The organism is Enterobacter sp. GD03975, from assembly GCF_029838645.1.
GTDB lineage: Bacteria > Pseudomonadota > Gammaproteobacteria > Enterobacterales > Enterobacteriaceae > Enterobacter > Enterobacter quasihormaechei.
Genome location: NZ_JAOBZC010000011.1, coordinates 14403 through 40085, shown reverse-complemented (window position 1 = coordinate 40085; position 25683 = coordinate 14403). Strand labels below are relative to the sequence as shown.

Below are 25683 nucleotides of genomic sequence, written 5' to 3'. Positions count from 1 at the left end.
ATGCCTGAGACGGTCAGTCTCAAGCACCCGCAGCCACTCTACCCAACCCCCATAAGAAAACCTTATCCACGTCACATTTCTACGAGCCCGCTCGTAATCTTTTCCGCTTTGCATACCCCTTATTTGCCGCCAGATAGCGTGATATTCATCACGCAAATACAGCGATTTATCCAAATTCACCGCATTTATGTGGCACAGATCACTGCCGCGGCTCGCCTTTCCACTTCGAAGTGGAAAACAACTCGCTACAAACCCTGCACCTGCAACGTTAGTTTTATTCCAGAGCCATTAACGGGGTAAGACGAGTGAGTAACGGAGCGGTAATGAACGACGTTGGGGAACAGGCGGTGCAGACTGAGCAGCTCGCGAACACCATGCTTCAGCAGGTTTATGCTCTGCTGGCCCGGCACAACATCATCCCCAACGCGGTACAGGAGCAGATGCTGACCTCCCACGTTCGCGCAATGGCGCACCGGTCCGTGACCGGCGAGCCGCTGCCGGAGGTTGAAGCAGAGCTTTTCGACGAAATTTCACCAGATTCAATGCAACTTGCCCGTGAAGTGGTAGCGCAGTTTGGCAACCTTCCTGATGAAGAGGCCTGGCTGCTCTCCGTTCACTTCGAAGTCGCGAAAGACAACCTTTAAGGAGCAACACATGGAACAGATTACAGTCGTGATTGGCGATCGCCTGGGTAAAGGTCAGAAAGTGGCTGCGGGTGTGGAAAAAGCCGGTGGACGCGCGGTTGTCGTGCCGGGCATGGCGGCAGACATGAAGCTCGGTGACGTGATGAAAGCGGAAAATGCCACCTTCGGCATCTCCTTCTGTGGCAGCGGCGGCGCGGGCGCCATCACCGCACAAACCAAATATGGCTACAAGGCCAAATACGGCATGCGCTCCGTGGATGAGGGCGTGACCGCCATCAACGAAGGCTGCAACGTGCTGGGCTTTGGCTTTATGGATAAAGAAGAGCTGGGCGAGCGTCTGGTACAGGCGTGGCAGAAGAAGCACGGCGCATAAGCATGAAAGAACAGTTCACAACCACGGTGAGAGTGAAGGGGAAGGGCGACGCCAAAGCGCGCGCCTTTGCCGACGCGCTCAACCACGTTCAGGCCGCGGTGATGAAAGCCTCACCGCATATCTTACTGCGTATTGAGCCACAGGATGTGCAGGTTGTTCAGGCGCAAGAAGCGGTGCGAAAAGAAGCGTTTCTGTTCTTCTTTCTGCGCCGGGAAAGACGCACCTACAGCGTGGAGCTGGATGTGACCGTCAACGTGACTGCCATCAATCTCGACCAGGTGGATTTCGTCACGCAACGCTGATTATTCATAAAAGGGCAGACTGATGTTCTTAATTATATTAATAAAATCGCTCATCATTGGCGGCCTGGTTGGCGTCGGTGTGGGAGCCGGGGCTGCACGCATGTTTCATGCGCCTACCACTCAGGGTATGGGCGCGTTTCGTACGTTGGGGGAGCTGAACTCCTGCGAAGGGGATCCGGCCTCCCACTTCTCCTTTGGATTAGGCTTCTTCTTTAACGCCTGGGCCTCTTCCGTGGCCGCAGGTGCCTTCACACAGGACGTTGACCACCGCATCATCCCGAACTGGGGTGCTGCCGCGCTGATGATCAAAAACCGTAACGTCGGCGAAACGCTGCACGATCCCCGCAAAATGGCGATTGCCTGCGGCATCATCGGCATGATCGTCGTGACCTTCCTTAACCTGACCGCCTCCTCCGTGCCGGCCGCACTTCAGGTCACCGCCGTGAAGGTGCTGGTGCCTGCCGCGAACCTGCTGGTCAACACCGTAATGCCGGTGATCTTCTGGCTGGCGGCTATCGACGCGGGTAAAAAATCGGGCTTCTGGGCCACCATCTTTGGCGGCGCGGCGCAGCTGATCATGGGGAACGCCGTACCGGGTCTGGTTCTCGGCATCCTGATCGGTAAAGGCGTTGAGGAGAGCGGCTGGAACCATGTCACCAAAGTGATGATGGCAGCAATCGTGCTGCTGTTCGTGCTGAGCGGCTTCTTCCGCGGCTTCGACATGAAGATGATCGAATCCTTCCATCTGACCGTGCCGAACTGGCTCGACATGATCCACAACTCGCTCAGCGGTAAATAACAGGAGCCTCGACATGGAACAGAATAAAGGTTTTTGGTATGCCGACTGGTCGTTCCCGATCTTCGTTGGCCTGCTCTCCTCCGGCGTCTTCGCCGGGACGCACATGTACTACCTCTACGGCATCGGCGCGTTTAACGAAGTGGCCTTCGTGGCGATGCTGAAAGCGGGAATCGATACCGGCGTCTACGGCGCGGTGGCGGCGTTCGGCGCGAGCTTCCTGTTCGCCCGCATTATCGAAGGATCGCTGGTCGGTATTCTTGATATCGGTGGGGCGATCCAGACCGGCGTGGGCCTCGGCGTACCGGCGCTGCTGCTGGGCGCGGGGATCATGTTCCCGGTGACCAACTTCATTGCCTCGCTGATTACCGGCCTGGTGATTGGTCTGGCGATTGGCTACGTCATCATCCTGGCGCGTAAGTTCACCATCAACCAGAGCAACTCCACCTACGGGGCAGACGTGATGATGGGCGCGGGTAACGCCTCCGGCCGCTTCCTCGGGCCGCTGATTATCCTCAGCGCCATGACCGCCTCCATTCCAATCGGCGTCGGTTCGCTGGTGGGCGCGCTGCTGTTCTACATCTGGCAGAAGCCGATTACCGGTGGCGCCATCCTCGGCGCAATGATTTTGGGCTGGCTGTTCCCGGTCGCCCTTTAATACCCGCGGGCGCATCAGCGCCCGCCCTATCAGGAGAACCCCATGTTTGATTTACTCCTGCGCCGTGCGCGCCTCGCCGACGATACCCTGACCGATATCGCCATTCAGGACGGGAAGATCGCCGCGACGGGCGAAATTGACGCTCCCGCCCGTAAAACGGTTGAGCTTAACGGTGACGTGTACGTCAGCGCGGGCTGGATTGACTCCCACGTTCACTGCTACCCGAACTCCCCGATTTACCACGACGAGCCGGATAGCGTGGGCATTGCCACCGGCGTCACCTCCGTGGTGGACGCGGGCAGTACCGGTGCCGACGACGTGGACGATTTTTACCAAATCACCCGCAAAGCCTCCACCGACGTCTTTGCCCTGCTGAACATCTCCCGCGTGGGGCTGATTGCCCAGAACGAGCTGGCCAACATGGCGAACATTGACGCCGATGCGGTGAAGCAGGCGGTGAAGCGCCACCCGGATTTTATCGTCGGCCTGAAGGCGCGCATGAGCAGCAGCGTGGTCGGCGAGAATGGCATCACGCCCCTGGAGCGCGCAAAAGCGATTCAAAAGGATAACGGCGACCTGCCGCTGATGGTGCACATCGGCAATAACCCGCCGAACCTCGATGAAATCGCTGAACTCTTGAGTTCGGGCGATATCATTACCCACTGCTACAACGGCAAGCCTAACCGCATTCTGACGCCCTCCGGCGAGCTGCGCGCCTCAATCACCTCCGCCCTGAAGCGCGGCGTGCGTCTGGACGTCGGCCACGGCACGGCGAGCTTCAGCTTTGAGGTGGCGAAACGCGCCATCGCGATGGGCATTCTGCCGCACACCATCAGCTCGGATATCTACTGCCGCAACCGCATCAACGGCCCGGTCGGCTCGCTGGCAAGCGTGATGTCGAAATTCCTCGCCATCGGCATGTCATTGCCGCAGGTGATTGACTGCGTCACCGCGAACGCCGCAGACGGCCTGCGCCTGACGCGCAAGGGCCGCATTCAGCCTGGCCTCGACGCCGACCTGACGCTATTCACGATTAAACGCCAGCCGACGGTGCTGACGGACGCTGAAAACGACACTCTGCAAGCTGAACACATTCTGGTGCCGCTTGCCGCGATCCGCGCGGGCAAGGGCTACATGACCGAACAAGGGAGCACGGAACATGCCTTCGATTTATGAGAAGTATAATTTAAAGCAGGTTATCAACACCTCTGGCCGCATGACGGCGCTGGGCGTTTCCACGCCGCGCCCGGAGGTGGTGCAGGCGGCAATGGACGGCATGAATCACTATTTCGAGATGAAGGATCTGGTTAACAAAACCGGGGAATACATCGCGAAGCTGCTGGATGTGGAAGGCGCGACGGTGGTCTCCTGCGCGTCGGCAGGCATTGCCCAGTCCGTGGCGGCGGTGCTGGTGAAAGACAGCGACTGGCTGCTGGAAAACCTGCACGTCACGCCAATCGAGAACAATGAAATCGTCCTGCCGAAAGGCCATAACGTTAACTTTGGCGCGCCGGTCGGCACCATGGTGGCGCTGGGCGGCGGCAAGCTGGTGGAAGCGGGCTACGCCAACGAATGCTCCGCCGACCAGCTGGCGGCGGCCATCACCCCGCGCACCGCGGCGATCCTCTACATCAAGTCCCACCACTGTGTGCAGAAAAGCATGCTCAGCGTCGAGCAGGCCGCGGTCGTGGCGCGTAAACACGATCTGCCGCTGATCGTTGATGCCGCGGCGGAAGAAGATCTGCACGCGTACTACCGTTCCGGCGCGGATCTGGTGATTTACAGCGGCGCGAAGGCGATCGAGGGGCCAACCAGCGGCCTGGTGATCGGCAAAACCCAGTACGTTGAGTGGGTGAAGCGCCAGACGGCGGGCATTGGCCGCGCCATGAAGGTGGGTAAAGAGGGGATCCTCGGCCTGACCTGCGCCATCGAACACTACCTGACGGCTACCAAAGAGAGCGGTGCTGAGATGGTGGCGAAGATGACGCCGTTTATCGACGCGCTCAATACCCTGAACGGCGTCACCGCGCGCGTGGTCTGGGACAGCGCCGGTCGCGACATCGCCCGCACCGAGATTAAGTTCGACGAAGCCACCACCGGCGTTGGCACCGGCGACCTTGTCGCCCAGCTGAAGCAGGGGGAATACGCCATTTACTTCCGTGGCTACAAGGCCAACGAAGGGATTATCGAAGCGGACGTGCGCAGCGTGAGTGCTGACCAGCTGAACATCGTGTACCGCCGCATTAGCGAAGTGTTAGGACAGGAGAAAAACGCATGAAACTGATCCCCAATTTTTACCGTGACCGCGTCTGCCTGAACGTGCTGGCCGGCTCGAAAGCCAACGCCAGCGCCATTTACGAGGCGGCGGAAGGTCACGTGCTGGTGGGCGTGCTCTCCAAAAATTACCCGGACGTGGCGAGCGCGGTCGCGGATATGCGTGAATACGCGGCGCTGATTGATAACGCGCTCTCCGTGGGGCTGGGCGCGGGCGATCCGAACCAGTCGGCGATGGTGAGTGAAATCTCCCGCCAGGTGCAGCCGCAGCACGTCAACCAGGTCTTTACCGGTGTGGCCGCCAGCCGCGCGCTGCTGGGGCAGAATGAATCGGTGGTCAACGGCCTGGTCTCCCCGACCGGGACCGTAGGCATGGTGAAAATCTCCACCGGCCCGCTGAGCAGCAAAGCGCCGGACGGCATCGTGCCGGTTGAAACGGCGATTGCCCTGCTGAAAGACTTCGGCGGCAGCTCGATCAAGTACTTCCCGATGGGCGGCCTCAAGTGCCGTGACGAATACCAGGCGGTGGCGGAAGCCTGTGCCCGCCACGACTTCTGGCTGGAGCCGACCGGGGGGATCGATCTGGAGAACTTTGAGGCGATCTTGCAGATTGCCCTCGACGCGGGCGTGAGCAAAATCATACCGCACATCTACAGTTCAATTATCGACAAAGCCAGCGGTGATACGCGTCCAGAAGATGTGCGTACGCTGCTGGAAATGACGAAGAAGCTGGTGAAGTAAAAGCCTGTCCCCTCACCCTAACCCTCTCCCCTTTGGGGAGAGGGTTAGGGTGAGGGGCGAAACACCGCACACACCTAAAGGAGCCACCATGCACACCCGTAACCTGCTCGTCGCTTCACTCTCAATGCTCGCCACCGCCGCTGTCGCCCAGACGCAATACGCCTGGGTGGGTACCTATAATCCGAACGGTGAAGGGCTGTACCGTTTTACCGTTGACCCGCAAACCGGCGCGCTCGATAACAAAACGCTGGTGAGCAAACTGCCGAATGCGGCGCAGTTGACCCTTTCGCAAGACGGTAAAACGCTGTATCTGGCAAGCGAAGTGGAGCAGGGCGTGGTGCAGGCGCTGCGCATCGGCGATGACGGCGCGCTGAGCGAACTGAATCAGGTGGCCTCCGGCGGTGCCGGGCCGGTGTATCTCTCCCTGACGCCAAACGGCAAGCATCTGCTGGTAGCGAACTACGTCAGCGGAACCGTCGCGGTGCTCCCCGTTAACGCAGACGGCAGCCTGGGCGACGCCATGGACACGCATCAGGACCAGGGCGAACCGGGCGCGGCGAAGCCGGAAGCTGCCGTTGAGGGCAGTTTCGCGATCAGCGATCATAACGGCCCGCATGCGCACATGATCGCCGCCGATCCGAGCGGGAAGTACGTTTTTTCCACCGATCTTGGTCTGGATCGTATCTATCAGTACCGTTTTGACGATCGAGCAGGAAAGCTGATCCCAAACGATCCGCCGTTTATCAGCGCCTCTTCGAAAGGCGCCGGCCCGCGCCACTTCGTCTTTACGCCGAAAGGCGATGCCCTGTGGTTGATTAACGAAGAGGCCTCTACGCTCACCCATTATGCGCTGGACAGCAGCGGCAGGCTAAAAGAGGGTAAAACCGTTTCAGCCCTGCCGGACGGTTACAAAGGCACCAGTTTTGCTGCCGGGCTGGCGCTAAGCGCCGATGGTAAACAGCTGTATGTCGCTAACCGTTTGCATAACAGCATCGGGCACTTTACCGTAACGGCAGAAGGGACGCTGACGCATCAGGACGATGTCTGGACGCGGGGTGACTATCCGCGCACCCTGACGCTCGATAAGCAGGGGCGCTGGCTGTACGTCATGAACCAGCGCAGCGACAACATTACCCGTTTCCGCGTGGCGCCGGACGGCAAGCTGAGCGCCGAGCCAGACTATACCCCGGTCGGCAGCCCATCCCAGATGGTCATTTCACCCTGAGCAGTAAGAGGACAACGACGTGCGATTTCCGAACCAACGTTTAGCGCAACTTTTCGATCTGTTGCAAAACGAGACGCTGCCGCAGGACGAGCTGGCGCAGCGGCTGTCGGTCTCCACGCGAACCGTCCGGGCGGACATCACTGCCCTTAACGCGCTGCTGGCAGGCCACGGGGCGCAGTTTATCCTGAGCCGCGGCAGCGGCTATCAGCTTAAAATTGATGACGCCCAGCGCTACCAACAATTGCAGGCCTCCCACCCGCGCGCGCTGCGCATTCCGCGAACCGGGCCGGAGCGTGTGCACTATCTGGTGGTGCGTTTTCTCACCTCGGCATTTTCCCTTAAGCTGGAGGATCTGGCCGACGAGTGGTTCGTCAGCCGCGCCACCTTGCAGAGCGACATGGTGGAAGTGCGCGAGTGGTTCCATCGATACAACCTGACGCTGGAAACCCGCCCGCGCCACGGCATGAAGCTGTTTGGCAGCGAGATGGCGATCCGCGCCTGCCTGACCGACCTCCTGTGGGAACTGGCGCAGCAGGACAGCCTGAACCCGCTGGTGACCGACGTGGCGCTGAACGCGGGCGTGGCGGAAAAGATGGTGCCGGTGCTGCACGATGCGCTGACGCGCCATCACATTCGTCTGACCGACGAAGGCGAGCTGTTCCTGCGCCTGTACTGCGCGGTGTCGGTGCGGCGCATCAGCGAGGGGTATCCGCTGCCGGAATTCCACGCGGAAGACGTGGAAGAGAACGTGCGTGAGGCGGCGAAGGATATCGCGGTAGCCATCCAGGAGCTGGCGGGCAAGGCGCTTGCGCCATCGGAAGAGAGCTGGCTGTGCGTGCACATCGCGGCGCGGCAGATACAGGAGATTGCCCCCAGCGCGATTAACGCCGACGACGACGAAGCGCTGGTCAACTATATCCTGCGCTACATCAACACCCACTATAACTACAACCTGCTCAGCGATGCGCAGCTGCACGCCGATCTGCTCACGCACATCAAAACCATGATCACCCGCGTGCGCTATCAAATCATGATCCCCAATCCGCTGCTGGACAACATCAAGCAGCACTACCCGATGGCGTGGGATATGACCCTCGCGGCGGTGTCGAGCTGGGGGAAATACACGCCGTATGCGATCAGCGAGAACGAGATTGGTTTTCTGGTGCTGCACATCGGCGTGGGGCTGGAGCGCCACTACAACATTGGCTACCAGCGCCAGCCGCGCGTGCTGCTGGTGTGCGACGCCGGTAACGCGATGGTGCGCATGATCGAGGCGGTACTTCAGCGTAAATACCCGCAGATTGAGGTGACGCGCACGCTCACTCTGCGCGAGTACGAGCTTGCGGATGCCATCGGTGAAGACTTTGTGATCTCCACCGCTCGCGTGAGCGAAAAATCCAAGCCGGTGGTGATAATCGCCCCGTTCCCGACCGATTATCAGCTGGAGCAGATCGGCAAGCTGGTTCTGGTGGACCGCACCCGCCCGTGGATGCTGGAGAAATACTTCGACGCGACCCATTTCCGCATTCTCGACAAGCCCGTTGATCGGCAAACGCTGTTCCGCGAACTGTGCGGGCAGCTTGAAGGCGAAGGCTTTGTCGGCGCGGAGTTTCTGGATTCGGTCATCGAGCGTGAAGCAATTGTCAGCACCATGCTCGGGGACGGCATCGCGCTGCCGCACTCCCTCGGCCTGCTGGCGCAAAAAACGGTGGTCTACACCGTGCTTGCCCCGCAGGGCATTCAGTGGGGGGATGAAACGGCGCACGTCATTTTCCTGCTCGCCATCAGCAAAAGCGAATACGAAGAGGCAATGGCGATTTACGACATTTTCGTCACTTTCCTGCGCGAGCGCGCGATGGCGCGCCTGTGCCAGTGCGAGGATTTTGCAGCGTTTAAGGCTGAGGCGATGGAGAGTTTGAGCCGGTTTTGAAGCCAGGCGGATAAAGGATATCCGCCTTCATTTACCGCAAATGATGCACAACCTGGTTGCTGCTGCCGCGCCAGATTAGAGCCGGATCTTTTAAATCCTGCACGAACTTGCCGTCCACCAGCACGTTAATCAGATCCACCACTTCCTTCTGCTGCGCATTCAGCTCATCCAGCTTATATCCCGTCCAGACCCAGATATCTTTTCCCGCGCACTCGCGGCGGATGCGCTTCACCAGCTTCAGTATATCCGGCACGTTTTGCGGATGGAGCGGATCGCCGCCGGAAAGGGAAATCCCCTGGCGTTTAATGCGCGTGTCGTTCAGGTCGTCGATGATGCGGTCTTCCATTTCAGCGGTAAACGGCATACCCGAGTTCAGGCGCCAGGTGCTTTTGTTGTAGCAGCCGGGGCACTCGTGAACGCAGCCTGAAACGAACAGGGTACAGCGGGTGCCGGGGCCGTTGACGATATCGACGGGGTAGTACTGATGGTAGTTCATAGCGGTTAACCAAGCCGGGTACAGTGTGAGTGCGGATTGTAGGCCCGGTAAGCGTAGCGCCACCGGGCATAAATGCGGCAGTGGCTCAACCGATCTGCCCATTCCCCAGATGTTTCACCCGGCGCTTCACCTCTTCCTGCTTGCCGGCGTTAAACGGACGGGCATCCGGGCTGCCGAGATAGCCGCACACGCGGCGGGTCACGGAGACGCGGGCTGCATCGTGGTTACCGCATTTCGGGCAGGTAAAGCCTTTACTGGTGCACTCGAACTCACCGGTAAAGCCGCACTCATAGCACTCGTCGATTGGCGTGTTAGTCCCGTAATACGGCACGTGCTGGTAGCTATAGTCCCACACGTCTTCCAGCGCCTTCAGGTTGTGCTGGATGTTTGGATACTCGCCGTAGCAGATAAATCCGCCGTTCGCGATAGGCGGATAGGCCGCCTCAAAGTCGATCTTGTCGTACGGGTTCACCTTCTTCTCCACGTCGAGGTGGAAGCTGTTGGTGTAGTAACCTTTATCTGTCACCCCTTCAACAATGCCAAATTCGGCGGTATCCAGGCGGCAGAAGCGGTCGCAGAGGTTTTCGCTCGGCGTGCTGTACAGGCTGAAACCGTAGCCGGTTTCCTCTTTCCACTGGTCTACCGCATCGCGCAGTCGCTGCACAATCGCGATGCCTTTCTCGCGCAGGGCCTCGCTGTCATAGATGTGCTTGTCGCCGAACAGCGCGTTGATGGTTTCGTGAATGCCGATATAGCCGAGAGAGATCGACGCGCGTCCATTTTTGAAGATCTCAGACACGTCATCGTCCGCTTTCAGGCGCACGCCGCAGGCACCTTCCATATAGAGGATGGGCGCAACGCGGGCTTTGACCCCTTCAAGGCGGGCGATGCGCGTCATCAGCGCCTTACGTGCCAGCTGCAAGCGCTCGTCCAGCAGCGTCCAGAAGGCCTCTTCATTACCTTTGGCTTCCAGGGCGATGCGCGGCAGGTTAAGACTGATCACGCCCAGGTTGTTACGCCCGTCGTGGATCTGCTCGCCGTTTTCATCCTCGTACACGCCGAGGAAGCTGCGGCAGCCCATTGGCGTTTTAAACGAACCGGTGACTTTTACCACCTGGTCGTAGTTCAGGATGTCCGGGTACATGCGCTTGCTCGCGCACTCCAGCGCCAGCTGTTTGATGTCGTAGTTCGGATCGCCAAACTTGTGGTTCAGGCCGTCGCGGATGGCGAACACCAGCTTCGGGAACACCGCGGTTTTACGGTTTTTGCCGAGGCCAGAGATGCGGTTGCGCAGGATAGACTGCTGAATCAGGCGCGATTCCCAGCTGGTGCCCAGGCCAAACCCAAAGGTGACAAACGGCGTCTGCCCGTTGGCGGTGTGCAGCGTATTCACTTCATATTCCAGCGACTGGAACGCGTCGTAGCACTCTTTCTCGGTGCGGGAACGCGCATAGCCGTCCGCGTCCGGGATCTGCCACTCTTCCGCCGTCTTACGGTGCTTGTTGAAGCTCTCGGTCACGAACGGGGCCAGCACTTCATCGATGCGGTTGATGGTGGTCCCGCCATAAATGTGGCTGGCTACCTGGGCGATGATCTGCGCCGTAACCGCCGTCGCGGTAGAGATAGACTTCGGCGGTTCAATCTCGGCATTACCCATCTTAAAGCCGTGGGTCAGCATGCCTTTCAGGTCAATCAGCATGCAGTTGAACATCGGGAAGAACGGCGAATAGTCGAGATCGTGGTAGTGGATCTCACCGCGCTCGTGCGCCGAGACCACGTCGCGCGGCAGCAGATGCTGACGGGCATAGTGCTTGGCGACGATACCGGCCAGCAGGTCGCGCTGGGTCGGGATCACTTTACTGTCTTTATTGGCATTTTCATTGAGCAGCGAAGAGTTTGTCTGCTCCACCAGACCGCGGATCTCCTGGTTCAGGCGACCGCGTTTCTCACGCTGGACGTCACGATCGTGGCGGTACTCAATGTAGGCGCGCGCCAGCTGCTTGTATGGCCCCGCCATCAGCTGGTTCTCAACCGCGGTCTGGATCTCGTTGATATCGACCTGGCTGCGTTCATGCATCTGGCTGCTAACGACTTCTGCGACGGTGGCGCAGTAATCTGCGTCATCGACTCCCGCTGCTTTAGCTGCACGCAGGATGGCTTCCTGAATGCGCTCTGATTTAAACGGCACTTTACAGCCATCACGTTTCATCACATGCGGTGTCATGATCACTCCATTTTAAAAACAGGTTATCCACAAAGGTGGGGAAGTATTCACCGGGCGTATTTCCCGCCGCGCCAAAGGCTTCCCGCGTTCCCAGCGTGTGTTATCCACAATTCCGGCCAGCGTAAGCGCCGTCTTGTTGTTGGAATTGTAGACGATAGATACAATATGTTGGGTTGGGAGGCATTTTAAGTGCTACATATAGTGATTTGCATCAAACATGTTTGCGATTTTTTTGATTCAGAACAAAGTAAAAAGACGAGAGTACAAACGGCGGGCGCTGGAGCAATTGTAAATACGTGCAGGAAAAATCTGATTAATTATTCAACAAAAACAAGCGCTCAGCACGGCGTGAGCTGAGCGCTTCACGGTTAACTCGCCCCGCAGATCCAGCTCAACCCTGCCTGTAAAAAGGCTGCGGTAGCGATACTGCCCAGCACCACGGGGATGAGAAAGGAGCGGTCGGGGCCATCGTCCTGTTCTGGCGGTTCTTCAGCATTCAGGACGGACAATGCCTCTTCCCGAGTGCGCGCCGCCAGAAGCTGCTCCCGCACCCGGTCTTCCGTCAGCAGGCTGGTGAGCGACGTCAACAGCTGCATATGGGTACTGCCTGCTTCCGCTGGTGGGATGGCGAGCAGAAAGACCATTCTGACCGCTTCATCACCTTCCAGGCCCGGCCAGCTTATCGGGTCGTCAAAGAGCGCCAGACAAAACGCCGCCTGCTGCACCGTCTCGGCTTTTCCGTGAGGGACCGCGAGCGCCTCGCCCAGCGCGGTAGGGCCTTCACTTTCGCGTTGTAAAACGCTCTGGATAAATGCCGCTTCATCGTTAATGATTTTTTGCCTGGCGAGCGGCTCGGCCAACCAGCGGATCAGCGCTTCAGGCGTACGGTGCGGCGGATTGATAAAAACCAGATCGGGGTGCGTCAATGCAAGCAAGTTCATATTAAGCCTCAATCAAAAAATCGCATGTCGCGGAAGGGGAGATCGCCGTTACCGGTTGCACGGGCTCTTCCAGATAGTTGATCTGACGAAGCCCCGCCAGACTTGTCGGGACGGGAACCGACTGCGTGCCGGCGTTAAACACCCGGACGACCGTGCCAGGGGCCTGCTGCGCATGGGGCAGGGCAGAGAGAATGAGCGGCTCCGGCAGGCTCAATAATGAGAATTCTGCCGGAAGCCTGCGGTCGGGCAGACGCAACGAAAAGCGCTCAAGGCGGTGATCGAGCGTATGCAGCGTTTGCCGCTGATAGGTGAAAGGCTGTCCCGCTGCCTGATTTTCCAGCTGGCGAAGCGTGAGATGATCGGCACTGTCGGCCAGCGCGACGGTGAACGAGAAGCACAACGGTTTCAGCAGCTGCGCATCGGGGGTCTCGACCACCGTATTATTTATGCCGGACGCCCGGCCCGGCCGCCATTCGAGATCGTTGCGCCCGAGCACGCCCGTGGATTTAAACAACGTCAGGGCAATGGCAGCCGGTGCGCTGCCGATTATCTGAAACTCCTTCATGCCGCGGCTATTCACCACCAGCGCTTTGCCCGCTTCCGCAACAGCAATGATTCCCTCGCTGGTTTCGATATCCACGGGCATTTCGCGATAGTGTTCTCGCCAGTTTTCTTCGTCATACCCCGTTTCGCGCTGGATTATCGCGAAGGGCTGCGAGGCGATAGCGTGCCGGGTGTGAATATCGCTGCCGATTAGTAAACGTAGCCGGTGATCGCAGTGGTTGTTTTCCAGCGAGCTGTCCGCATACAGGTTCGGATCGTCTTCGCGTAATGTGCACTCCATACGAAGGGGTAACGGCGTTCGGGCAGTACCCTGGCGTCCGGCGAGATCCGGCGGAAGAAACAGGGTGGCTTCAACGATCAGCTTTTCGACAAGCGGCGTTTTCAGGCAGTCGACAAGCGTGAAATGGTCGCATCGCGTCGGCGTATCGCCCGCGAGCGGTGAGAAATCGTAGCTGTCGCCCGCATCCGCACAGTCTTCAAGGGTAAAGAACGAGGGGATGCATCTGCCGCTGCGTTTGTCGTGCAGGGTGAGCGTTCCGTCGTCCAGCGTTAATCGATAATGCGCATTCTCTATCTCGCTGCCCGTTGTCTGTTCAGGCTGCCGGAAAGGCGCCGGGTCATCTTCAACGTTAATGCTGAGATAGCCGACCGGCGGCAGAACCGGTGTTTTCACAGCAACGTGCCAGCGATAATAAGGGGGAAGGGGCGTTTCACATTCGCCTTCGGCGTTAAGGGAGACTGCCGTTCCGCCTGGCAGAACGTCTCTTTTCAGGACGTCGAAGGGGATGGCCTGTCCCTGATATTTCAGGGCGATATTTTCAGCCCGGCTATAGAGTGTGGTTATCACCACGCGTCGCGTTGGGGTGCCCAGCGGGTTGAAAATCAGCAGGTCGCCTTCCCCAGCGCAGGCGGCGCTCAGGGTTTTTACCACCAGGTTCCACAGGCTGTGGCACAGCTGTTCGGTTTGCTCCAGCCGATGCAGAATGTCGCGGTTGGTGGTATCGCTATTACAGCCGCCGATAGAGTCGTGGGCGTGGCTTCGCAACAGCTTCTTCCAGAGCGTATCGACCACCGAGAGGTTCACCGGGAGCCCCTGATGACGCGCCATGGCGATTGTCGGCTCCAGCTGTCGCAGGATGAACTGCTCAACATCATCATTTTTCTTTTTGATGTCGTAGCGCACGGAGCCGATCGTTTTATGGATGCGGGTATAGCGCGGCGATTTCAGCTCTCCTTCCCAGCGTTCAAACTGTTCACGCTGCGCGCGCAGAATGTCGACGTAGCGCTCCAGCGAACTGATAACGTACCGGTCTTCATTGGGGGAGCGTGCGCTGGCGATCTGTAGAATTTTCGGCAGCCCCGGGTCGATACTGACCTGATCGCCGCCGCAGGGCAGCAGCAGGTCATTTATTCCGGCCCGCGAGCGCAGGAGATTGACCATCGGGAAGATTTTTCCCTGCAAATGACCCGCGTCTGAAGAGATGTTTTTAGCCGCGCCGTAACCGAATGCCATCGCGCAGGCAATAACGGTCGCACCTGACGGCGCCCGCCACAGGAACTGGCTGCTTTTCGCCTGTCTGTCGTGATCGATGCCGCGCCAGAAGACGATGTTGTCGATATTGCAGCCCTGTAAAATCGTGGGCATTTGCGCATTGTGACCGAAGGTGTCCGGAAGATACCCAACCTGCATGGCATGCCCCAGCTTACGGGCGGCGAAGATGCCGTACTTGAGATTGCGAATAATGGATTCGCCATGCACGTTGTAGGTGTCCGTCTGGGTATACCACGGCCCTACAAAGATCCTTTTTTCTTTGACCAGTTTTTCCAGCCTGGCGCGATAATCGGGATTGATGGCGAGAAAATCCTCCACTACCGCCATCTGCCCGTCAAGGTGGTAGCAGCTGTAAGCGGGGTCCTGCTCCAGCGTGTCGATGACGTCCGCAAAGTTATATGACGCCAGCACCATGCTGTCCTGACGGGTGAAATACCACTCCTGATCCCAGTGCGTATGGGCAATGACGTGGATCTGATTCATGACCTTCCCCTTAGCTGGCGTTCTTTGGGCTGACATAGAGCACGCCCAGAGCGCAAATCAGTGCGCCAGTAAAGACGCTCGCCAGGTAGCCCGCCACGTTGGTCGCCAGCGGCCAGCCCCAGATGGCTGGCAGCGGCAGCGTCTGCTTCACGCCAAGGGTGATGGCGACCAGCGCGCCGGCGACGGCACCGGTCATGAACACCGGGATCAGGCGTGGGTTTTTCAGGATGAACGGGATAGCGCCTTCCGAGATACCAATCACGCCCAGCAATAACGAGGTGCTGCCAACGGTTTTCTCTTCCTGGCTAAAGACATCCGGTAGCCCAAAGCGGCCGTTAAGAAAAGCGGCAAAGCCGACGCCAATGGAGGGGATCACGATGGAGAGTTCGCGGGCGGTTAAATCAAACGTCTCGCTCATGCCATTCAGGCCGAGCGCGACTGAACCCGCAGCCTTATTGACCGGGCCGCCCAGGTCGAACGCGGTGCCTGCGGCGATCATCGCGGAATAGAATCCGCGCCCGGTGTCACCTGCCGAGGTAAAAAAGACCACCATCAGCTGGTTAAGCGAGCCAAAAATCGGGTTAATCAAATATTCCATGACCATCACCAGCGTAATGCCGGTGATCAGCGGGACGACCAGCATAGTTTTGATGGTGGTGAGCTGCTGGCGGACGTGAATGGAATCATTCAGCCAGCGCACCAGATAGCCGACGAAAAAGCCGATGCCAATCGCGCCGAAAAAGCCGGACGGCATAAAGCCTTCAATATCAAAGAAGCGTTTGTAGACCTCGTCTGACATGATGCCGCCGATAAGTCCGGGGATCAGCGCCGGTTTTCCGGCAATGGAAAATGCCAGGTACATGGCGAAAACCGGATACATGAACTTAATGGTCATAAAGCCCACTTTATCCAACACGCTGAACGGCGAATGGTCGATGTTGATAAATTGGCCGGTGATTTTGGCCGTCGCCATCATCAGCCCGCCCATGACCACAACCGGCAGCATATAGCTGATGGCCGCCATAATATGGCCGATAAAAATCTGGTAAGCTGAATGCTGGCGCTCGTCGTCTGCTACGGAGGAGGCGGTGACGTTTTTTTCCATGGCCAAGGCCTGACGCAGATAGCGATCGGTATGCTTGATCAGCGCTTGCGTGCGGGTCTGAAGATGGGGAATATTTTCAAAACGTTCGGCATCCTGAATGGGAACGTCGGTGGCCAGAATAATGGCCGTGGCGGAGGCGATATCCTGTTTTGTTAAGCGATTTTTTACGCCGTCGCTGCCCTGCGTTTCGACCTTAACCTCAATATTATGCTCTTTAGCCCATGCAATAATTTTATTTGCCGCCATGAAGGTGTGTGCGATACCTGTCGGGCAGGCCGTCACCGCGACAACTTTTTGTTTCGTCATTTTCATAATTCCCTGGATGTGAAAACCGGGAAAGTATAAACAGAACCTAAAACAGTTTTTAATGTTTGCTAATACTAATTACGTATCGTGATACGCGACGCTGCATTATGTGAAGCGTCTTCCAGAGGCTATTTTTCTGTTATGTTAATATCATGCCGGGATTAAACAGGGTGTAATATATGAATTCATTTCAGGGAAGTGAACGTTTGATATTTGAATACATTCAGTATCATGCGTCTAATATTTCTAATATATCGGCAAAAGAGATTGCCCGGGATACCTTTACAACGACAACATCCGTTAATCGAGTGTGTAAAAAAATGGGCTATAAAAGCTATACCGAGCTTCGGTATCGTTTTTTACGCGATCATTTTACCCCAGCGCCTGCCGCACCCGACGCTGGGCCGCAGGCGGACGATATTGTGGCGGAGGTGTCCAGGCTGCTCACCCATTCCAGCCATATTTATCTGTACGCGCGCGGTGCTTCACTCACCAGCCTCAACTACCTGTCGCGTTTTTTATCCCTGGCGAGTCTGCCGCACCTCATTTTGAATGATATGCACCAGCTGACACGGGTATCGAAGGGGACGCTGGTACTGATCAGTAAATCCGGGGAGACGCAGTCGCTGATTGAAATGGCGCGTAACGCGCTACGAAAAGGGTTAAAGATTATTGCGATTACCCGCGAGGGGTCGACGCTGGCGGCGATCTCATCGCTATGCTGGCCGCTAGTGATCGACATTAACGCGGTATCGCTGTATCAGCGGGAAGGACAGCTTGAACTGTTAAGCGCCGTGGACCGTATCGGCTGTAGGTTGCTACAGCACGATACGGTGTAGCCAGGCCGTCAGAGTTGCTTCACTATCCCCAGACGTACGGCATAATCATTTTCATGGTTGCCGTCATTGTTGATATAGGTTTTATCCAGTGACACCAGCTCAACGTAAGGCGTCCAGCCGTCGTCAAGGCTGTAGTTGAACGCGACGGTATGTTCCCAGTAGGTGTCATCCCCGGTTCCCTGATCGACGTTATCCTGCCAGCGGAAGCGTGGGTTATAGGACATACCGAATTTGCCAATGTTATAGGCGAACCAAATGTCGAACTGGTGTGACTGACGGCGGGTATAGCCGCTGCCGTCGAGTTCTTTGTCGCTGTGTGCGTCATTAATGGTGTTATAACGATAGCGGGCAGAGAGGTTCAGACCGTTATCGAACGCTTTCCAGCCCTGAATGAAGGGGCGATAGTGGGTATTACTGGGGGTGAAAACCGTCACCATGCCAGGCGCAACGGCAAAGCCATTGCCCAGATTGAAGCGCCAGCGCGTTTCAATCTCCTGTGCCGCCTCCGTTAATCCTTTGTCATCAGGGTTATTTCGGTCGGTATCACCAAAAAAAGTATCGTTGTGGTTTTGTGCAGCTTCAACGGAAAAGTAAAAACCGTTATCCGCCTGATGCATAACCTTAATACGTGAATCATTTACGTCAGAGCGCGTATTATGGCCAAAGCGAAGGTCGACGGACGTATTTCCGCACCATCCCTGTGTGCTCAATAATAATGCGCTAATACACGTTACTTTAATAATTGTCTTTTTCATCATGTCCTGCCGAGGTTATTAATTAGCAGGGCTATTTTTATTTTTGGCATGCCATGATGTAAAAGCTATCGTCGTACATTTAGCGTATCGCTAAACATAAAAAAAGAGAGACAGCATGCTGTCCCTCCTGATATTTATTCCTGCACCCACCAGATGGCTTCAAACGGGCGCAGTTGCAGCGTATCGGGTCGGGAGGGAGCCTCTTCATAGTTACTGAGCGCCACCCGCCATGCTCCCTCTACCGGGGCCGGCTGCCACTGCTGGCGCTCGCGGCTCAGGTTCGCCACCACCATCAGCGTTTGCCCCTGCCACTGGCGGCGATAGCACCACAGGGAAGGGTGTTCAGGCAGGAGATCCTCATAATCCCCCCACGTCAGCACCGACAGAGATTTGCGCAGGCGAATCAGCGACTGATAGGTGTAGAACACCGAACCGGGGTCGTCCAGCGCCGCGCTGGCGTTCACCGTTTCGTAATTATCACAGACGCCAATCCACGGTTCGCCTGCGGTAAAGCCCGCGCCGTGCGAGGCATCCCACTGCATCGGCGTACGGCCATTATCCCGGGATTTACTCGCCAGAATCGCCAGGAGTTCATCGGTATCGCGGCCGTTAGCCCGCTGTTCGGCGAACATGTTCAGGCTTTCCACATCGCGGTAGTCGGTGATGCGGCTGAAGTGCGGGTTGGTCATACCCAGCTCTTCACCCTGATAGATGTACGGCGTGCCCTGCATGCCGTGCAGCACCATGCCGAGCATTTTCGCCGCCGCCAGGCGGTGTTCACCTTCGTCGCCAAAACGCGACACGATGCGCGGCTGATCGTGGTTACACCAGAACAGCGCGTTCCACGCTTTGTTGTGCATTCCCTGCTGCCAGTGGTGGAAGAGGGTTTTCAGCGCCACGAAGTCCGGCTTCGCCAGCGTCCACTTTTCGCCGCCGGGATAGTCCACCTTCAGGTGGTGGAAGTTAAAGGTCATCGACAGCTCGCGCCCGTCGAGCGCCGCGTACTGCTGGCAGTTCTCCAGCGAGGTGGAAGACATCTCGCCCACCGTCATCAGGTTGCGCGGGGTAAAGACATCGCGGCTCATCTCCTGAAGATATTCGTGAATGCGCGGCCCGTCGGTGTAGAAGCGACGACCATCGCCGAAGGGATCGTCCGGGAAGGTCTGATCTTTCGAAATCAGGTTGATGACGTCGAGACGCAAACCGTCCACGCCGCGATCGGCCCAGAACTCGCACACTTTTTTCAGCTCGGCACGCACCGCCGGGTTTTCCCAGTTGAGATCCGCCTGCTCCGGCGCGAAGAGATGCAGATAATACTGCTCGCTTTCAGCGTGCCAGCGCCAGGCGTTGCCGCCAAATTTCGAGCGCCAGTTGTTGGGAAGCACGTCCGGCGTACCGTCGCGCCAGATGTAAAACTGGCGGTACGGACTCTCTTTGTTCAGTGATTCGCGGAACCAGGCGTGCTGCGTGGAGGTATGGTTAAAGACCATATCCAGCACGATGCGGATGCCGCGACCGTGCGCCTCGGCAACCAGCTCGTCAAAGTCGTCCAGCGTGCCGTAGGTCGGGTCGATGGCGGTGTAGTTCGCCACGTCGTAACCGTTATCCACCTGCGGGGAGATGTAGAACGGCGTCAGCCAGATGGCGCCAATGCCGAGGGTTTTCAGGTAGTCCAGGCGCTGCGTCACGCCGCGCAGATCGCCCGTGCCGCTGCCGGTCGTGTCCTGGAAACTCTTTGGGTAAATCTGATAGATAACGCCGTTCTGCCACCAGTGAGGAAGGGTATTCATAGTGCTTTCCTGCAAATGCGAAGGGGCGCAACTGCGCCCCGAAAGAGGGAATTAAACAATCTGCAACGTGCCCTGACGGAACTTACGCTGGTAAACCACGGTGGTTAGCACCATTGGGATGATAATCGCCACCGCCATGGCCAGCGCAAATACCTGCCAGAAAGCGGGCTGAATGGAGAGGATACCCGGCAGGCCGCCGACGCCAATCCCGTTCGCCATCACGCTATTCAGGCCGCACAGCAGGCCCGCCAGACCAGAGCCGATCATCGCGCAGAGCATCGGGAAGCGGTACTTCAGGTTGATGCCGTACATCGCCGGTTCGGTGACGCCGAGATAGGCGGAAATAGCCGCCGGAACGGAGATCTCACGCTCGTTGTGCTTACGGCTGACGATGATGATGCCGGTGACCGCAGACGCCTGCGCGATATTAGACAGGGCGATAATTGGCCAGACCGGCGTACCGCCGAGGCTTTGAATCATCTGCATATCGATGGCCAGCGTGGTCTGGTGCACGCCGGTGATCACCAGCGGAGCGTACAGGAAGCCGAACAGCGCGGCACCGATTGGCGCGAAGCTGCCGGTCATCAGGTGACGGACCGCGAAGGCCACGCCGTCGCCAATCATGCGGCCAAACGGACCGATAAAGGCATGCGCCAGGAACACCGCCAGGATCAGCGAGCAGACCGGGACCACCACCAGATAGAGGTAATCCGGCACGATGCGCTTCAGGCGCGTTTCAATAAAGCCCAGCGCCAGACCCGCCAGCAGCGCCGGGATCACCTGCGCCTGATAGCCCACCTTGGCGATGGTAAACAGGCCAAAGTTCCACACTTCCGGCACCTGCTGACCAAGTAAGTAAGCGTTCATTAACTGCGGAGAGACCAGCGTAACGCCCAGTACGATGCCCAGAATAGGCGTGCCGCCCATCTTGCGCACCGCCGACCAGCAAATCCCGACCGGCAGATAGAAGAAGATCGCCTCGCCAATCAGCCACAGGAAGTCATAGATGCTTTGCAGCGCCGGGTACATCTGCGCCAGGGTTTTGCCGTCGCTCATCGGCACGTCGCCGATGACGTTACGGAAGCCGAGAATTAAGCCCCCGCTGATCAGCGCCGGCAGCAGCGGGAAGAAGATCTCCGCGAAGTGGGAAATCAGCTGCTCGTGCCATTTCATATTCTGGCGCGCCGCCTTCTTCGCCTGCTCTTTATCGGCGGAAGTGTGCCCGGTAGTCGCCAGCAGAGCCTGATAGTAATCGCCCACTTCGGTACCAATCACCACCTGGAATTGCCCGGCATTGGTGAAGCAGCCTTTAACCATCTTGAGCTCTTCAATCGCCTTTGGATCGGCCTTGGCCGGATCGTTCAGCACGAAGCGCAGGCGGGTAATGCAGTGGCTGACGGTGGCGATGTTTTCGCGTCCGCCGACAAGAACGATAAGCCGATCGATATCTGCTTGTTTGACTTTACTCATCATGAAACCTCATGACCGGTTGATAGGGGTAATGACCTGAGCGCAAGCCTACTCTTTCAGCGTGACGGCGAAAATGGGAACGTTCCCGAAATCGGGCGGAGATCACAATAATCCATTCAAGGAGGTTATGAGAGGTGGGCAGGAATAACGATCTGACGTGGCTCTGCACGACCGTTGATCTGCTCGATCAGCTGCGCGGCAGCCTGACGGCCAGACTCGCCGTAGCCGGGGTCAACGCTGATAATCTCCGGGTGTAAGAACTTCATCAGCGGCGTGTTTCCCACGCTCGCTAATTGCAGCTCCCCGATGCGCTGCTCCTGCAAATATTTGCTCGCGCCTAATGCAAGGGTATCCGTGGCGCACACCAGGGCGGTGGTGTGCGGGGTTAGCACGCTGGCGACCTGCTCATATCCCTGCTTCATGCCCAGCCCCGGCAGCGCGGCCACGGCAGGGAGGTTGTTTTTTTTACAAAACGCCAGATACGCTTCATGGCGACGCTTGCCGGTGGTGACGTCGGCATGCGGCACGCCGAGATAGCTGATATGCCGATGGCCCTGTTCATACAGGCGCTGCATCAGGATCACTATCGCCCCTTCGTCATCGTAACAAACGGAGGCAAACCCGCTGGCGTCGCGCGCCAGCAGCACCAGCGACGGCTGCCAGGGCTTCAGCACGTCCTCTTTCAGGCCGGTAAACCCGAACAGCACCACGCCGTCAATGTTGCGGCGCTGAAGCATACCCAGATGCTCCTCCACCATTTGCGCGGAGAACTGGCTCTCCATCATGATCGGATCGTAGCCCTGCTCGTAAAAGGCGGGAAGCATGGTCTGCACGGCGAGGTTTTCGGAGAGGGAATCCAGACGCGAGACAATAATGGCGACCACTTTATCGCTCTGCCCGCGCATGGCGCGCGCGGAGCGGGAAGGGGAAAAACCGTGCTGATTCATCACCGCCTCGACGCGCTCGCGGGTGCGCTCGCTGACACCGCTTTCGTTGTTCAGCACGCGTGAGACGGTCGATTTCCCCACGCCGCTTAAACGCGCGATATCTTTAATCGTAAGGCGGTTCTGCATGCTGTATTCCCTGTAACAACGATAAAATGGTCAATTGAGCCTAATGCTATCCTGCGAATTCGCTATGGGCAAAGTCTGGTTTACGTTTGGTTTATTTGCAGGGCGTTATAATACCGCCCGATTAGCCACAAACGGTATGGATAAATCTCTATACTGCGTGCCGACACTCTACTTTTTACTTACCGGAGGCCACATGGATCCCGATCCCGTACCTCTCCTGACCAGGAGAAAACCTTCTTTCCGGTAAGCCAGCCTTTTGCTGTCTCACCGGCGTGAGGCAGCAACGTTCATACGTTCCTGCTTGTTAAATAAAGTGCCTGACAGGTAAGGCTTTGCCACGCCTGCGGGAAAGACTGCGTCCGCCTTTGCGGATGCGGGGGAATGACTATGCTGAAAAATATCACCCGGCAGCTGTTTACTCAGCTGAGCCGCCATCTGCCACGCCGCCTGATTGCGCGCGATCCGCTGCCAAATGCCAACACCATGGCGGGAGCGACGATTCCCGCTTCCCTGACCGAGCGCTGCCTGAACGTGGCGGCGATGGATGAAAACGAAGTCTGGCGCGCCTTTGGCGGCCACCCGGAAGGGCTGAACGCGCAAGAAGTGTTAAAAAGCCGCGCGGAACATGGCGACAACCAAATCCCGGCGCAGAAACCCTCTCCCTGGTGGGTCCACCTGTGGCTCTGCTATCGCAACCCGTTCAACCTGCTGCTGACGGTGCTCGGAATTATCTCTTACGCCACTGAAGATCTGTTTGCCGCAGGCGTGATCGCCCTGATGGTGGGCATCTCCACGCTGCTTAACTTTATTCAGGAAGCGCGCTCCACCAAAGCGGCGGACGCCCTGAAGGCGATGGTCAGCAACACCGCGACCGTCTCGCGCGTGATTAACGATCTCGGCGAAAACGCCTGGGTTGAGCTGCCCATTGACCAGCTGGTGCCGGGCGATCTGGTGAAGCTGGCGGCGGGGGACATGATCCCGGCGGATTTACGCATCATCCAGGCGCGGGATCTGTTCGTCGCCCAGGCCTCACTGACCGGTGAATCCCTGCCCGTGGAGAAGGTCGCGCGGACCCGCGACCCGCAGCAGATGAACCCGCTCGAGTGCGACACCCTGTGCTTTATGGGCACCACGGTGGTCAGCGGCACGGCGCAGGCAATTGTCACCGCCACCGGCGGCAACACCTGGTTTGGGCAGCTGGCCGGGCGCGTCAGCGAGCAGGAGAGCGAGCCGAATGCGTTCCAGAAAGGCATTGGCCGCGTCAGCATGCTGCTGATCCGCTTTATGATGGTCATGACGCCGATTGTCCTGCTGATCAACGGCTACACCAAAGGCGACTGGTGGGAAGCGGCGCTGTTCGCGCTCTCCGTGGCCGTCGGCCTGACGCCGGAAATGCTGCCGATGATCGTTACCTCCACGCTGGCGCGCGGGGCGGTCAAACTCTCTAAACAAAAGGTGATCGTCAAACACCTCGACGCCATCCAGAACTTTGGCGCGATGGACATTCTCTGCACCGATAAAACCGGCACCCTGACCCAGGACAAAATCGTGCTGGAGAATCATACCGATATTGCCGGGAAGACCAGCGAGCGCGTGCTGTACAGCGCGTGGCTGAACAGCCATTACCAGACCGGGCTGAAAAACCTGCTCGACGTGGCGGTGCTGGAAGGCGTGGATGAAGAGTCTGCCCGCATGCTCTCTGGGCGCTGGCAGAAGGTGGACGAAATCCCGTTCGACTTTGAGCGCCGCCGCATGTCGGTGGTGGTGAGCGAGCAGCCGGACGTGCATCAGCTGATCTGCAAGGGGGCGTTGCAGGAGATCCTGAACGTTTCAACGCAGGTGCGCCATAACGGGGAGATCGTGCCGCTGGACGACACCATGCTGCGCCGCATCAAGCGCGTCACCGATAGCCTGAACCGTCAGGGGCTGCGCGTGGTGGCGGTGGCGAGCAAATTCCTGCCCGCGCGCGAGGGTGACTATCAGCGTATCGACGAATCCGACCTGATCCTCGAAGGTTACATCGCCTTCCTCGATCCGCCGAAAGAGACCACCGCCCCCGCGCTGAAGGCGCTGAAGGCGAGCGGTATTACCGTCAAAATCCTGACCGGAGACAGCGAGCTGGTGGCGGCCAAAGTGTGCTCCGAAGTGGGGCTGGACGCGGGCGACGTGGTGGTGGGGAGCGACATCGAAACGCTTTCTGACGACGAGCTGGCGCAGCTTGCCCAGCGCACCACGCTGTTTGCCCGCCTGACGCCGATGCACAAAGAGCGCATTGTGACGCTGCTGCGTCGTGAAGGGCACGTGGTGGGCTTTATGGGCGACGGCATCAACGATGCGCCGGCCCTGCGTGCGGCGGACATTGGCATCTCCGTGGACGGCGCGGTGGATATTGCCCGCGAGGCGGCGGATATCATCCTGCTGGAAAAGAGCCTGATGGTGCTGGAGGAGGGCGTCATCGAAGGGCGTCGCACCTTCGCCAACATGCTGAAGTACATCAAAATGACCGCCAGCTCCAACTTCGGTAACGTCTTCAGCGTGCTGGTGGCGAGCGCGTTTCTGCCGTTCCTGCCGATGCTGCCGCTGCACCTGCTGATCCAGAACCTGATGTACGATGTCTCTCAGGTAGCGATCCCGTTTGATAACGTGGACGACGAGCAGATCCAGAAGCCGCAGCGCTGGAACCCCGCCGATCTGGGGCGCTTTATGCTGTTCTTTGGGCCGATCAGCTCCATCTTCGACATTCTGACCTTCTGCCTGATGTGGTTTGTGTTCCACGCCAACACGCCGGAACACCAGACGCTGTTCCAGTCCGGCTGGTTCGTGGTAGGGCTGCTGTCCCAGACGCTGATTGTGCACATGATCCGCACCCGCCGCATTCCGTTTATTCAGAGCCGTGCCGCGTGGCCGCTGATTGTGATGACGGGCATTGTGATGGCGCTCGGGATCGCGCTGCCGTTCTCGCCTCTTGCAGGTTACCTGCAACTTCAGGCGCTGCCGCTGAGCTACTTCCCGTGGCTGGTGGCGATCCTCGCGGGCTATATGGTGCTGACGCAGATGGTGAAAGGATTCTATGCGCGTCGATATGGGTGGCAGTAAGCTCATTTTGCCACAATCCAGACGTAGGCCGGGTAAGGCGAAGCCG

At 58.2% G+C, this 25683-nt stretch carries 21 protein-coding genes; 12 read left to right on the top strand and 9 right to left on the bottom strand.

Annotation, left to right across the window (positions count from 1 at the left end; all coding sequences use genetic code 11):
• Positions 1–305 precede the first annotated feature (305 nt).
• The 10 genes from N5C09_RS16540 (at position 306) to N5C09_RS16495 (ending at position 8943) form a co-directional block, all read left to right on the top strand.
• Entirely contained in the window at positions 306–644 is a 339-nt protein-coding gene (locus N5C09_RS16540; RefSeq protein WP_102750472.1) for a PRD domain-containing protein, read from the top strand.
• Between the two features lie 10 nt (positions 645–654).
• Complete coding sequence (locus N5C09_RS16535; protein ID WP_006179053.1) at positions 655–1017, top strand: SFCGS family glycine-rich protein; 363 nt, start codon at positions 655–657, stop codon at positions 1015–1017.
• A 2-nt stretch (positions 1018–1019) separates the two neighbouring features.
• Positions 1020–1319, top strand: coding sequence for a DUF4312 family protein (locus tag N5C09_RS16530; protein ID WP_006810338.1), 300 nt, complete (start codon positions 1020–1022; stop codon positions 1317–1319).
• Between the two features lie 22 nt (positions 1320–1341).
• Complete coding sequence (locus N5C09_RS16525) at positions 1342–2118, top strand: DUF4311 domain-containing protein (protein ID WP_006810337.1); 777 nt, start codon at positions 1342–1344, stop codon at positions 2116–2118.
• A gap of 13 nt (positions 2119–2131) precedes the next feature.
• Positions 2132–2773 carry a DUF4310 family protein gene (locus tag N5C09_RS16520; RefSeq protein ID WP_003856081.1) on the top strand — a complete coding sequence of 214 codons (642 nt, stop codon included), beginning with the start codon at positions 2132–2134 and terminating at the stop codon, positions 2771–2773.
• A 42-nt stretch (positions 2774–2815) separates the two neighbouring features.
• Positions 2816–3949 (top strand): amidohydrolase/deacetylase family metallohydrolase, encoded by a 1134-nt coding sequence (locus N5C09_RS16515; protein WP_279749471.1) that lies wholly within the window; start codon positions 2816–2818, stop codon positions 3947–3949.
• Positions 3933–5051 carry a DgaE family pyridoxal phosphate-dependent ammonia lyase gene (locus N5C09_RS16510; RefSeq protein WP_063867205.1) on the top strand — a complete coding sequence of 373 codons (1119 nt, stop codon included), beginning with the start codon at positions 3933–3935 and terminating at the stop codon, positions 5049–5051. The genes N5C09_RS16515 and N5C09_RS16510 overlap by 17 nt, the downstream gene beginning before the upstream one ends.
• Positions 5048–5788, top strand: a complete 741-nt coding sequence (locus N5C09_RS16505) for a KDGP aldolase family protein (RefSeq protein ID WP_279749470.1) — start codon at positions 5048–5050, stop codon at positions 5786–5788. Before N5C09_RS16510 ends, N5C09_RS16505 begins: the two co-directional genes overlap by 4 nt.
• 88 nt (positions 5789–5876) lie before the next feature.
• Positions 5877–7013 carry a lactonase family protein gene (locus N5C09_RS16500; protein ID WP_279749469.1) on the top strand — a complete coding sequence of 379 codons (1137 nt, stop codon included), beginning with the start codon at positions 5877–5879 and terminating at the stop codon, positions 7011–7013.
• A gap of 19 nt (positions 7014–7032) precedes the next feature.
• A complete protein-coding gene (locus N5C09_RS16495) occupies positions 7033–8943 on the top strand; it encodes a PRD domain-containing protein (RefSeq protein WP_112792390.1) in 1911 nt (636 codons plus the stop codon).
• A 31-nt stretch (positions 8944–8974) separates the two neighbouring features.
• Here N5C09_RS16495 and nrdG read toward each other — a convergent pair whose 3' ends face one another.
• From nrdG to N5C09_RS16470, 5 genes are all read right to left on the bottom strand, one after another.
• On the bottom strand, positions 8975–9439 hold the full coding sequence (nrdG, locus tag N5C09_RS16490) for an anaerobic ribonucleoside-triphosphate reductase-activating protein (protein WP_279749468.1): 465 nt from the start codon (positions 9437–9439) through the stop codon (positions 8975–8977).
• Between the two features lie 85 nt (positions 9440–9524).
• A complete protein-coding gene (nrdD, locus tag N5C09_RS16485; RefSeq protein ID WP_063450878.1) occupies positions 9525–11663 on the bottom strand; it encodes an anaerobic ribonucleoside-triphosphate reductase in 2139 nt (712 codons plus the stop codon).
• Between the two features lie 368 nt (positions 11664–12031).
• Positions 12032–12604, bottom strand: a complete 573-nt coding sequence (locus N5C09_RS16480; RefSeq protein ID WP_279749467.1) for a fructose PTS transporter subunit IIA — start codon at positions 12602–12604, stop codon at positions 12032–12034.
• A 1-nt stretch (position 12605) separates the two neighbouring features.
• Positions 12606–15203 carry a glycoside hydrolase family 38 C-terminal domain-containing protein gene (locus tag N5C09_RS16475; protein ID WP_279749466.1) on the bottom strand — a complete coding sequence of 866 codons (2598 nt, stop codon included), beginning with the start codon at positions 15201–15203 and terminating at the stop codon, positions 12606–12608.
• 10 nt (positions 15204–15213) lie between these two features.
• Positions 15214–16614: a fructose PTS transporter subunit IIB gene (locus N5C09_RS16470; RefSeq protein ID WP_279749465.1), complete on the bottom strand. Its 1401-nt coding sequence runs from the start codon at positions 16612–16614 to the stop codon at positions 15214–15216.
• Between the two features lie 179 nt (positions 16615–16793).
• On the opposite strand from N5C09_RS16470, the gene N5C09_RS16465 reads away from it, so the two are divergent.
• Positions 16794–17453, top strand: coding sequence for a MurR/RpiR family transcriptional regulator (locus N5C09_RS16465; RefSeq protein ID WP_279749464.1), 660 nt, complete (start codon positions 16794–16796; stop codon positions 17451–17453).
• Between the two features lie 8 nt (positions 17454–17461).
• Here N5C09_RS16465 and N5C09_RS16460 read toward each other — a convergent pair whose 3' ends face one another.
• The 4 genes from N5C09_RS16460 to treR form a co-directional block, all read right to left on the bottom strand.
• On the bottom strand, positions 17462–18208 hold the full coding sequence (locus tag N5C09_RS16460; protein ID WP_063450980.1) for an oligogalacturonate-specific porin KdgM family protein: 747 nt from the start codon (positions 18206–18208) through the stop codon (positions 17462–17464).
• A gap of 134 nt (positions 18209–18342) precedes the next feature.
• Positions 18343–19998 carry an alpha,alpha-phosphotrehalase gene (treC, locus tag N5C09_RS16455; protein WP_279749463.1) on the bottom strand — a complete coding sequence of 552 codons (1656 nt, stop codon included), beginning with the start codon at positions 19996–19998 and terminating at the stop codon, positions 18343–18345.
• Between the two features lie 51 nt (positions 19999–20049).
• Complete coding sequence (treB, locus tag N5C09_RS16450) at positions 20050–21468, bottom strand: PTS trehalose transporter subunit IIBC (RefSeq protein WP_279749512.1); 1419 nt, start codon at positions 21466–21468, stop codon at positions 20050–20052.
• 125 nt (positions 21469–21593) lie between these two features.
• Positions 21594–22541: a trehalose operon repressor TreR gene (gene treR / locus N5C09_RS16445; protein ID WP_063867230.1), complete on the bottom strand. Its 948-nt coding sequence runs from the start codon at positions 22539–22541 to the stop codon at positions 21594–21596.
• 387 nt (positions 22542–22928) lie between these two features.
• Here treR and mgtA point away from each other — a divergent pair, with 387 nt between their 5' ends.
• Positions 22929–25637: a magnesium-translocating P-type ATPase gene (gene mgtA, locus N5C09_RS16440; protein WP_279749462.1), complete on the top strand. Its 2709-nt coding sequence runs from the start codon at positions 22929–22931 to the stop codon at positions 25635–25637.
• The last annotated feature ends 46 nt before the right edge of the window (positions 25638–25683 follow it).

Excerpts from the sequence above, each read along its gene's own strand:
- N5C09_RS16510 (WP_063867205.1), top strand. The coding sequence starts at position 3,933 with ATGCCTTCGATTTATGAGAAGTATAATTTAAAGCAGGTTATCAACACC.
- N5C09_RS16520 (WP_003856081.1), top strand. The coding sequence starts at position 2,132 with ATGGAACAGAATAAAGGTTTTTGGTATGCCGACTGGTCGTTCCCGATC.
- treC (WP_279749463.1), bottom strand. The coding sequence starts at position 19,998 with ATGAATACCCTTCCTCACTGGTGGCAGAACGGCGTTATCTATCAGATT.
- treR (WP_063867230.1), bottom strand. The coding sequence starts at position 22,541 with ATGCAGAACCGCCTTACGATTAAAGATATCGCGCGTTTAAGCGGCGTG.
- N5C09_RS16480 (WP_279749467.1), bottom strand. The coding sequence starts at position 12,604 with ATGAACTTGCTTGCATTGACGCACCCCGATCTGGTTTTTATCAATCCG.
- nrdG (WP_279749468.1), bottom strand. The coding sequence starts at position 9,439 with ATGAACTACCATCAGTACTACCCCGTCGATATCGTCAACGGCCCCGGC.
- N5C09_RS16500 (WP_279749469.1), top strand. The coding sequence starts at position 5,877 with ATGCACACCCGTAACCTGCTCGTCGCTTCACTCTCAATGCTCGCCACC.
- N5C09_RS16530 (WP_006810338.1), top strand. The coding sequence starts at position 1,020 with ATGAAAGAACAGTTCACAACCACGGTGAGAGTGAAGGGGAAGGGCGAC.
- N5C09_RS16505 (WP_279749470.1), top strand. The coding sequence starts at position 5,048 with ATGAAACTGATCCCCAATTTTTACCGTGACCGCGTCTGCCTGAACGTG.
- nrdD (WP_063450878.1), bottom strand. The coding sequence starts at position 11,663 with ATGACACCGCATGTGATGAAACGTGATGGCTGTAAAGTGCCGTTTAAA.
- N5C09_RS16535 (WP_006179053.1), top strand. The coding sequence starts at position 655 with ATGGAACAGATTACAGTCGTGATTGGCGATCGCCTGGGTAAAGGTCAG.
- N5C09_RS16470 (WP_279749465.1), bottom strand. The coding sequence starts at position 16,614 with ATGACGAAACAAAAAGTTGTCGCGGTGACGGCCTGCCCGACAGGTATC.
- N5C09_RS16465 (WP_279749464.1), top strand. The coding sequence starts at position 16,794 with ATGAATTCATTTCAGGGAAGTGAACGTTTGATATTTGAATACATTCAG.
- N5C09_RS16525 (WP_006810337.1), top strand. The coding sequence starts at position 1,342 with ATGTTCTTAATTATATTAATAAAATCGCTCATCATTGGCGGCCTGGTT.
- N5C09_RS16475 (WP_279749466.1), bottom strand. The coding sequence starts at position 15,203 with ATGAATCAGATCCACGTCATTGCCCATACGCACTGGGATCAGGAGTGG.
- treB (WP_279749512.1), bottom strand. The coding sequence starts at position 21,468 with ATGAGTAAAGTCAAACAAGCAGATATCGATCGGCTTATCGTTCTTGTC.
- N5C09_RS16515 (WP_279749471.1), top strand. The coding sequence starts at position 2,816 with ATGTTTGATTTACTCCTGCGCCGTGCGCGCCTCGCCGACGATACCCTG.
- N5C09_RS16460 (WP_063450980.1), bottom strand. The coding sequence starts at position 18,208 with ATGAAAAAGACAATTATTAAAGTAACGTGTATTAGCGCATTATTATTG.
- mgtA (WP_279749462.1), top strand. The coding sequence starts at position 22,929 with ATGCTGAAAAATATCACCCGGCAGCTGTTTACTCAGCTGAGCCGCCAT.